The sequence below is a fragment of the Parabacteroides sp. AM17-47 genome, from assembly GCF_003434625.1.
Lineage (GTDB): Bacteria > Bacteroidota > Bacteroidia > Bacteroidales > Tannerellaceae > Parabacteroides > Parabacteroides distasonis.
The window spans coordinates 139230-147891 of the sequence record NZ_QTLI01000008.1; the positions used below are offsets into that span (position 1 = coordinate 139230).

Consider the following 8662-nt stretch of genomic DNA (forward strand, 5'->3'; position numbering starts at 1 on the left):
GAATAAATCATTCTCCTTCCAAGGCGATCAATAAGGCGATCACCTCCGAATAATTAGCGGTTCCAGTAGGTATCTTATTGCCTTTCAGGAAAAGATTATAGACCACGTCTTGTGCCTCGCCGATCAACGGGCTGTATAAGGATTGCCAATAGGCGACTTTCTCGTTATACAAGTCCTTGATCTCGGGGCGTAATCTTTTCTTCCATGCCTCAAAAGCGTCCTTATCCAAAGCCACATATGCGTTACTCAGCGCATAAGGCAGCAAAGAGAAGTAACCAGAGAACCGGATTTCCGGCACGGAAGAACCCGTGCATATTAAATAACTGTATAGATTAGCCTCGGCCTCGTTGGATATACTAAGCACATGAGCCATCTCATGGGCGTAGGTGGCGGGATATTGCACGGGCAAGAGCTGGCCGTTCAAATTGAACTCCGTAAAAAACGGCCCCATATATCCCATCACCCCTACTCCACTCATCAACCGGGAGAACAGCATCGTTTTAGGATGAAGATAGGTTCCGGGAGTGGTAAGCCCGAAACGAGTAGGCAATTCCCGATATCCTTCCTGCACCGCCTCTTTCACGACCTCCCGATCGATCGTCTCTATCGGAACCCATGAGGCGTTCAGGGAATCCGTGTAGGCATCCAAGAAGGATTGGAAATGTTCCGAGGAAAAAGGCACATAAGTGGTTCGCGTACGAGTGAAAAAATCTTCCCGGAAATAATTCAATCCCCAAGCGATATAGAACCAGACATACACCCATGCCAGATATTCCACGACATGCCTTATTGTCCTCCCGATCCTCCGCCTCCTTATAATCGCATACGACAGATACCCTAATAACCCGGCGATGCTACCATAAATAAAACAATCCCCTACGGAAAAAGGGAACAAGCAGGAGAAACGAGATAGCATACCCGATACCCATGGATAAATCGAACGGGAATACCATTCGCCTAATCTGGGATTTCCCATCACGATCCATATTGCGACAAGAAAAATCGCCAATATAATCCAACGAACACGTATCTTTTTTAGATATTCAAGTTTAATCATAGGAGGCAAATATATCATATCCTTTTCAGTCCACACAGTTTTATTATTAAAAAAGAACTAACGCTCCACAACTACAGAACATACAGACAACACAAAGCATATAAACTAACACTTGCATCCTGTTATTTCCATTTATCTTTAAGGAAAGATGCAAAAAACGTCTTCGTCCATATAATATAGCTTGGTCAAATACTAAACCGGAACATTGCAATACATCCAACAATTTTTCCGGCCCATCGGCAACATAGCAATCTGCCGCTTCTCCTTTCAAGTGTTGGCTGGTAACGACCCCGCCAGCAAGACGATTTACCTTCTCATTCCGATATCCACTCAATATAGCAATCGGTGCCCCATACAATAGACGTAATGGTTCCAATAAACCAACTGCCAAATTTTGAAGCGCTAGACATGCACAAGGAGGAGGCTGATTATTTATCGCATTGTCCACGGCAATACCACTATAAGTAAACTCATCCAAACAAAAATGCTCTGTTAACCTTTTATCATGTCTTTCCATAATTTTCAATTTTCAATTATTAATTTTCAATTTATAAGAGTAGTCCACTCCAAAAAGGGCCCCGGCAAACGTACTGATCTCACCGAAAGCCACCAGTACACTGTTATCGATCAATCCTTGCGGATCAATCCAGAATCCGCTGAAGAGAAGTGTGATCCCGCTCATTGAGAGCAGGATCGCAACAATTAATTGAATCGTCAAACGCCTCATAGCTCTTAGATTTCATCCGGACTTTCACTATCACTCCCGTTTCCACCCGTATCTTCTTCATTTGGAAGCACAGTCTTCTCAAAACTTGTCCGGCTCTTGGCTACGCGTAGCGCCTTGCCCGGGTAGAACCGTACTTTCGGCTCCCGAATCAAGTTCGTTGAAAACGTCTTCTCATCCGGTACCCCCGACGATCCGAAACAAAAGCGGAAAAGTCCCAGCTCACCTACACTGACACGCCTGCCATGCTGTAAATGACGGACCAACACCACATTCATACGATCCAGAACCGCCTTCACGCTAGCGCTACCTACACCAGAGCTATCTGCCACCTCCTCCGCAAATTCATCAAAAGTAACCAGATCTCCATACACCATTTGAGCGTATACCTTTTCAGGAATAGATTCGTGATCCTCACCTAGATTCTTTCTCATTACTAATTTAAATTTCAATGCCATAACTATACGTTTTTAATGAATAAATGAATGTAACCATGCTTCGAACACATGACAAAGGTATAATAGCCACAAAGCCTGACTTCGATGACGCAAAACAGTTAACGACCTAGCAGCCAACACACACATTCCCAAATCAACGAAAAACACACCAAATTTCATCGACTTCAATCCACGTACATTTAACATTTATCAATAAAGAATCACATCTCATCCGTTATTTCCCTCTTCCCCGCCAGTTCCAAAATATCACTTGGTAATATATTCAATGCGCTCAAACGGCTAGCCAAGGATTTCGGCAAGACCTCCGAATTAGGATCCGATAAACTCCGGACGGAAAACGCCATACATAAACAAGCCGCCAAATGAGAATAAGGCAAACGCCCATCCCGATCCGTAAACTCCACCAGCTTCGCCATCCGCAAAAACAAGTCCGGTCGATGCAACTCATAACGGGCATTCTTCCACGGCGTATGCCTTGTCAAATACCACACCATCAAGTTCTCCCCTCGCTCCCCATCCAAATAACCATCCACCAATCTCCGATATCCCATCGGCAACTCTTCATAATGCCCAAAAGCCAGCTTACAAAACCCCAGCAAATGCCTTTCTCTATCTTCCGCCGACAATCCGGCCAGACGCACACTAAACAACTCAACGGTAGGCCAACCCCGAAATTCGCCTAATAGTCCCTTCAAATCTTTCATAAGATTTTTCATTTCCACGATCACAGGGGGAATATTTATCCCTGCGCCGCAGAAGGCCGAATCCCACATTTATATATGGATCATCAAGGCATACATAAAAACAGAACCGGCCTCCTTACCTCCCCGAAGGGAGAAAGAAGACCGGTACAAAATCTTTATTCTATATCGATTCTACAGTCTATTCTATCATCTACACATTCATCATCGCACCTTTGTGGTTCTCATTTCTTGCAAACACTTCCATGGAAGTTCCTCTTTCTTTTTTGGCGTTATACCGATAAGCATATCGGCGATATGTACTCCCATGATTGACACCATGGGAGTTGAAGACATAGAAGAGGAGATATCTTAAAAATCGACTCCACATAAACAAAAGTAAACCGCCAATAGTGCTTTCCTAATTAATTTATGGCAATCACGCAACACCTTTGTTGGTACTCTAATTAGAGCATGCACCAATGTATAGGCTCTTTTGTAGCACCTACCTAATTTTATGTTAAAAACGTTGAATTTAACCATTAGTACATACCAACTCTATATTCTGGGGTATGAGATTAACAAAGTCCTTACAATCATTAAAAATATTTTTAAAATATTCACCAAGGAAATCCCAAGCTCACTTCCCCCGCTGCCTCACAGTACTGATTACACCATGATATGCAGCTGCCATTTCTACACCTTCGTCACGACCAAAGTGTAACATACTGTTACATTGCATAGTAAGTGATCATCAGACTCTTTCTTCAAGAATAAGATTCTCTTCATTATAATCACGTTCCTTTCTAAAGAAGAAATCCAAACTGTCCGTAAAGACCAAGGCTCTCTTTTCACCTCCTTGATCATACGCTTTAACATATTAGCCCGGACATGTGACAGGCACAGTTGATGTTCAGCCTCCTTAAATGTACGGATTTCAACCCATCTCCTATGAAAACATCTTAACCATTTTTCAAACAGGTTATACGGTACCTTATTTCTAAAACAGAAGGATCGGATGGAATCCTTGTTCGTGACCGCTTCGGATTTGTAGCGGAGGAAAAAAATTTCAGAATTGTTATTGCTCTACATATTAATTGGGTTTTAATTACAGCAACAAAGATCTATATTTCTGTTGAATGATGCTATACGTCATTTTTGGACGCTAACCTTAATTTAGATTAATCCCTTCTATATACATCTCGTGTATATACCTTATTTTTCACATCATCCAATTCCACATCATATCGATTGGCTATAATAGCCGCACTACGTTTTTTAAAGAGATCCAAATCATTAACAACTTCTGACCCAAAAAATGTAGTATTATCCGACAAGGCTGGTTCATAAACAATCACAGTAGCTCCTTTTGCTTTCACTCGTTTCATTATTCCTTGAATAGAAGATTGTCTAAAATTATCAGAATTAGACTTCATCGTCAATCGATAAACACCGATCGTAACAGGATGTTCCCGTACACTACTCCATTCATTCTCTTCCCCGTAAGCATAATAACCCGCCATACGAAGTACTTGATCTGCTATAAAGTCTTTCCTAGTCCGGTTACTCTCCACAATCGCTTCTATCAAATTTTCGGGTACATCCGCATAATTAGCGAGTAATTGTTTTGTATCTTTCGGCAGACAATACCCCCCATAGCCAAAAGAAGGATTATTATAGTGATTACCGATACGAGGATCCAAACACACACCATTTATGATCGATTGAGTATCCAACCCCTTCATTTCCGCATACGTATCCAACTCATTAAAATAAGAAACACGTAGTGCAAGATATGTATTTGCGAATAGTTTTACGGCCTCAGCTTCTGTCAACCCCATAAATAAGGTATCTATATTTTCTTTTATAGCACCTTCTTGCAACAGTTCAGCAAAAATATGAGCGGCATCTACCAATTCCGGATCAGACAAATCCGTACCCACGATGATCCGGCTAGGATACAAATTATCATACAAAGCCTTAGACTCTCTCAAGAACTCCGGACTAAAAAGAATACGCTTTGTATGAAACCGCTCACGTACGGAAATCGTATAACCAACAGGTATCGTACTTTTAATGACCATAAAAGCATTTGGATTAAAACGAAGCACCTGCTCTATCACAGCCTCAACAGCGGACGTATCAAAGAAATTTCGCTGGCTATCATAATTTGTCGGAGCCGCTATCACCACAAAATCAGCGTCCTTATAAGCCATCTCCGCATCTAGCGTAGCTTTCAAATTCAATTTATGACTAGCCAAATACTCTTCTATGTAATCATCTTGAATCGGTGATTTTTTATTATTGATCAAATCTACCTTCTCAGGAACTATGTCTATGGCTACCACCTCATGATGCTGTGATAACAAAGTGGCAATTGATAAACCAACGTAACCGGTACCGGCTACGGCTATTTTGTATTGTTTGTTGACTATATAGCTCATTTTATAATTATTTTTCAACGATTTCCATACATTTCTACATAGTAATCTTGGTATTCACCATTAATAATATTTTCACACCATTCATGCTTCTCCAAGTACCATCTCACAGTCCTCTCGATACCCTCCTCGAATTGCAAGCTAGGCTCCCAGCCGAGTTCCTTTTGCAACTTTGTTGAGTCGATGGCATAGCGTACGTCATGGCCTAAACGGTCAGTCACGTAGGTGATAAGATCCATATCCTCACCCTCTTTACGTCCTAACAGACTATCCACCGTATTGATCACCACCTTGATGATATCGATATTCTTCCACTCGTTGAAGCCACCGATATTGTAGGTCTCGGCGATCTTTCCGTTGTGGAAAATCAAGTCTATCGCACGGGCATGATCCTCCACGAACAGCCAGTCGCGCACGTTCTCGCCCTTGCCATAGACCGGTAGCGGCTTGCGGTGACGGATGTTGTTGATGAATAGGGGTATCAGTTTCTCCGGGAATTGATAGGGGCCATAGTTGTTTGAGCAATTTGTCACGATGGTCGGCATGCCGTAAGTATCGTGATAGGCACGTACAAAATGGTCTGAACTTGCCTTACTCGCTGAATAGGGCGAATGAGGATTGTATTTCGTTGTCTCATAGAAGAAATCATCTCCGTATGCCAAGTGATGCTCACCGGAGGAAGCCGCTGTCATGAACGGGGGCTCGATTCCTTCCGGATGGTTCATCGTCAACGCTCCATACACCTCATCGGTAGAGATATGATAGAAGCGTTTACCCTCATACTTCTCCGGCAGGCTTTCCCAATACAACTTAGCGGCTTGGAGCAAAGCCAAAGTACCCATCACATTGGTCCGGGCGAATGTAAACGGATCCTTGATACTTCGGTCTACATGGCTCTCGGCCGCCAAATGGATGATACCATCGATCTGCTCATCCCGCATCAATTGATAGAACGCCTCAAAGTCGCAAATGTCCATCCTCACAAACTTATAGTTTGGTTTGTCCTCCACATCCTTTAGGTTTGCCAAGTTGCCGGCGTAGGTCAGCTTGTCCAAATTAATGATGTTATATCCCGGATATTTGTTTACAAACAGACGTACAACGTGAGAGCCGATGAAGCCCGCACCACCGGTGATTACTATATTTCGTTTTGCCATGATTCTTAACAGTTGTTTTTTAAATTAGTGATACATCGTTTTAAGGATTCCGTCCAATAAGGAACTCGAACGCCGAATGTTTCTTTGATTTTTGTTTTGTCCAATACCAAATAGGACGGACGTTTTACGGGGCTGGGGAACTCGTCGCTATGACAAGGCCGGATATCACAAGCGGTCGTGCCATTGTATTCGGCGATCATCTTCGTGAAGTCGAACCAAGAGCAGACCCCCTCGTTGGAGTAATGATAGATGCCGCTCTTGCCATAAATAGCGCAAGCTATGTCCGTCGCATAATCACGCAAGACTGCCGCTATGGCTTTCGCCAAATCGTAAGCGTATGTCGGTGTACCAGCCTGATCGAATACCACCTTCAGTTGGGGCCGAGTAGCCGTAAGGTGCATCATCGTTTTGCAAAAGTTTTTCCCGAACTCACTGTACAACCAAGCGGTACGAATTATCACATGCTTGCAACCTACAGTCATGATCTTCTGCTCACCCCGCAATTTTGTCATACCATACACACCGGTTGGCGTACCCTGTTGATCCTCTTGGCAGGGCACATTGTAAGGCTCTTTGCCAAACACATAATCCGTAGAGATCTGCACCAACAAACCATTGACCGCCTTCATCGCCTTGGCCAAATTTTCCGGGGCCTCGGCATTCAGCCTCTCGGCCAACGCCTCATTACTCTCCGCCGCATCTACGTTGGTATAGGCGGCGCAATTCACGATAACGTCGATGCGCCGCTCCGCAACCAGTACCCTCACCGCTTCCAAATCCGTAATATCCAAAAAGACAGTCTCTACTCCTTCCACTTGATTCACATCCGTGAATACATAGTGGTCATCACTTTCCCGGGTGATGATACGTATCTCGTTTCCCAACTGCCCGTTGGCTCCTGTCACCAATATATTCATCTTATTCAAATTCAAGGTATAAATTTACATGATAATCAAACGGTGAGTCAAAATCCTCCAAGCATGGATGCTTTATATCCTTCTCCGAAAGAAGGGCCTTATCCATTGGTATCCGCCAATCTATGCCCAGACTCTCATCCTTTATACAGATGCCCCCATCCGCTTGCGGAGCATAGAAATTATCGCATTTGTATTGGAAAACAGCTATCTCACTCAATACCGCGAATCCATGAGCGAACCCTCTGGGCACGAAAAACTGGCGATGGTTATCCTCACTCAATTCAACGGCTACATGCTTACCATAAGTTGGACTTCCTTTGCGAATATCCACGGCTACGTCAAGGACACATCCTTTCACGCAACGCACCAATTTGCTCTGCGTAAAAGGGGGCCTCTGAAAATGCAAGCCGCGCATCACTCCGTATGAGGACATACTCTCATTATCCTGTACGAAATTTATCTTACGAACCTTCTCCTCGAACTCTCGCTGCGAGAAACTCTCGAAGAAGTATCCCCGAGCGTCATCAAACACCTTCGGCTCAATGATCACCACGCCCTCTATATCTGTCTTTATTACCTCCATCTTAACCTAAATTCGGATCTCCTGTCTCCTTTAATTCCTCAATTACCTTTAGTAGATATTGCCCATATTGGTTCTTAAGCATGGGTTGCGCCAGCTCTCGCATACGCTCCTCGGTTATCCATCCCTGACGGTATGCAATACCCTCCAAGCAGGCCACTTTCACCCCCTGACGCTTCTCCAATACCTCGATATACGTAGATGCCTCGCTCAGGGAGTCGTGCGTACCGGTATCCAGCCAAGCGAAGCCTCGGCCTAAAGTCTGGACTTTCAGCGCTCCATCCTCCAAGAATCGTTGGTTGACCGTAGTGATCTCATACTCTCCACGTGCGGACGGTTGAATGCTACCCGCTACATCAACAACCTTGTTCGGGTAGAAATACAATCCGACCACGGCGTAGTTGCTCTTGGGACACTCCGGCTTCTCTTCGATACTCAGGCAACTGCCGGCCTGGTCGAACTCGGCCACGCCATAACGCTCCGGATCACTCACCCAATAGCCAAAAACAGTAGCCCTATTCTCTTCCTCCGCAGTACGAACCGCCTCCTTTAGCATCAAGGTAAATCCATTACCATGGAAGATATTATCACCTAGCACCAAGCAAATGCTGTCATCACCGATGAATTCTGCTCCAATGGTAAATGCCT

Annotated in this window: 10 protein-coding genes; all 10 read right to left on the reverse strand. The window is 44.1% G+C overall.

Going from position 1 to position 8662, the window contains the following annotated elements; translation table 11 throughout:
- Positions 1-7: 7 nt before the first annotated feature.
- Entirely contained in the window at positions 8-1057 is a 1050-nt protein-coding gene (locus DW205_RS08165) for a DUF3810 domain-containing protein (RefSeq protein ID WP_008778516.1), read from the reverse strand.
- A 46-nt stretch (positions 1058-1103) separates the two neighbouring features.
- Positions 1104-1574, reverse strand: a complete 471-nt coding sequence (locus tag DW205_RS08170; RefSeq protein WP_005865254.1) for a D-Ala-D-Ala carboxypeptidase family metallohydrolase — start codon at positions 1572-1574, stop codon at positions 1104-1106.
- Positions 1575-1586: 12 nt separating this feature from the next.
- Positions 1587-1784, reverse strand: a complete 198-nt coding sequence (locus DW205_RS08175; RefSeq protein WP_005865252.1) for a hypothetical protein — start codon at positions 1782-1784, stop codon at positions 1587-1589.
- 5 nt (positions 1785-1789) lie between these two features.
- A complete protein-coding gene (locus tag DW205_RS08180) occupies positions 1790-2239 on the reverse strand; it encodes an HU family DNA-binding protein (RefSeq protein ID WP_005865250.1) in 450 nt (149 codons plus the stop codon).
- Positions 2240-2439: 200 nt separating this feature from the next.
- On the reverse strand, positions 2440-2943 hold the full coding sequence (locus DW205_RS08185) for a hypothetical protein (RefSeq protein ID WP_008778517.1): 504 nt from the start codon (positions 2941-2943) through the stop codon (positions 2440-2442).
- A 1157-nt stretch (positions 2944-4100) separates the two neighbouring features.
- A complete protein-coding gene (locus DW205_RS08190; protein WP_005865246.1) occupies positions 4101-5363 on the reverse strand; it encodes a nucleotide sugar dehydrogenase in 1263 nt (420 codons plus the stop codon).
- A 14-nt stretch (positions 5364-5377) separates the two neighbouring features.
- The gene (locus DW205_RS08195) at positions 5378-6517 is read right to left on the reverse strand and encodes a dTDP-glucose 4,6-dehydratase (RefSeq protein WP_005865244.1); all 1140 of its coding nucleotides are present in this window, start codon (positions 6515-6517) and stop codon (positions 5378-5380) included.
- Positions 6518-6522: 5 nt separating this feature from the next.
- The gene (rfbD, locus tag DW205_RS08200) at positions 6523-7434 is read right to left on the reverse strand and encodes a dTDP-4-dehydrorhamnose reductase (RefSeq protein WP_005865242.1); all 912 of its coding nucleotides are present in this window, start codon (positions 7432-7434) and stop codon (positions 6523-6525) included.
- 1 nt (position 7435) lies between these two features.
- Positions 7436-8017 carry a dTDP-4-dehydrorhamnose 3,5-epimerase gene (gene rfbC / locus DW205_RS08205; RefSeq protein ID WP_005865240.1) on the reverse strand — a complete coding sequence of 194 codons (582 nt, stop codon included), beginning with the start codon at positions 8015-8017 and terminating at the stop codon, positions 7436-7438.
- A 1-nt stretch (position 8018) separates the two neighbouring features.
- The coding region (locus DW205_RS08210; RefSeq protein WP_233523140.1) for a sugar nucleotidyltransferase at positions 8019-8662 on the reverse strand (644 nt) is incomplete at its 5' end.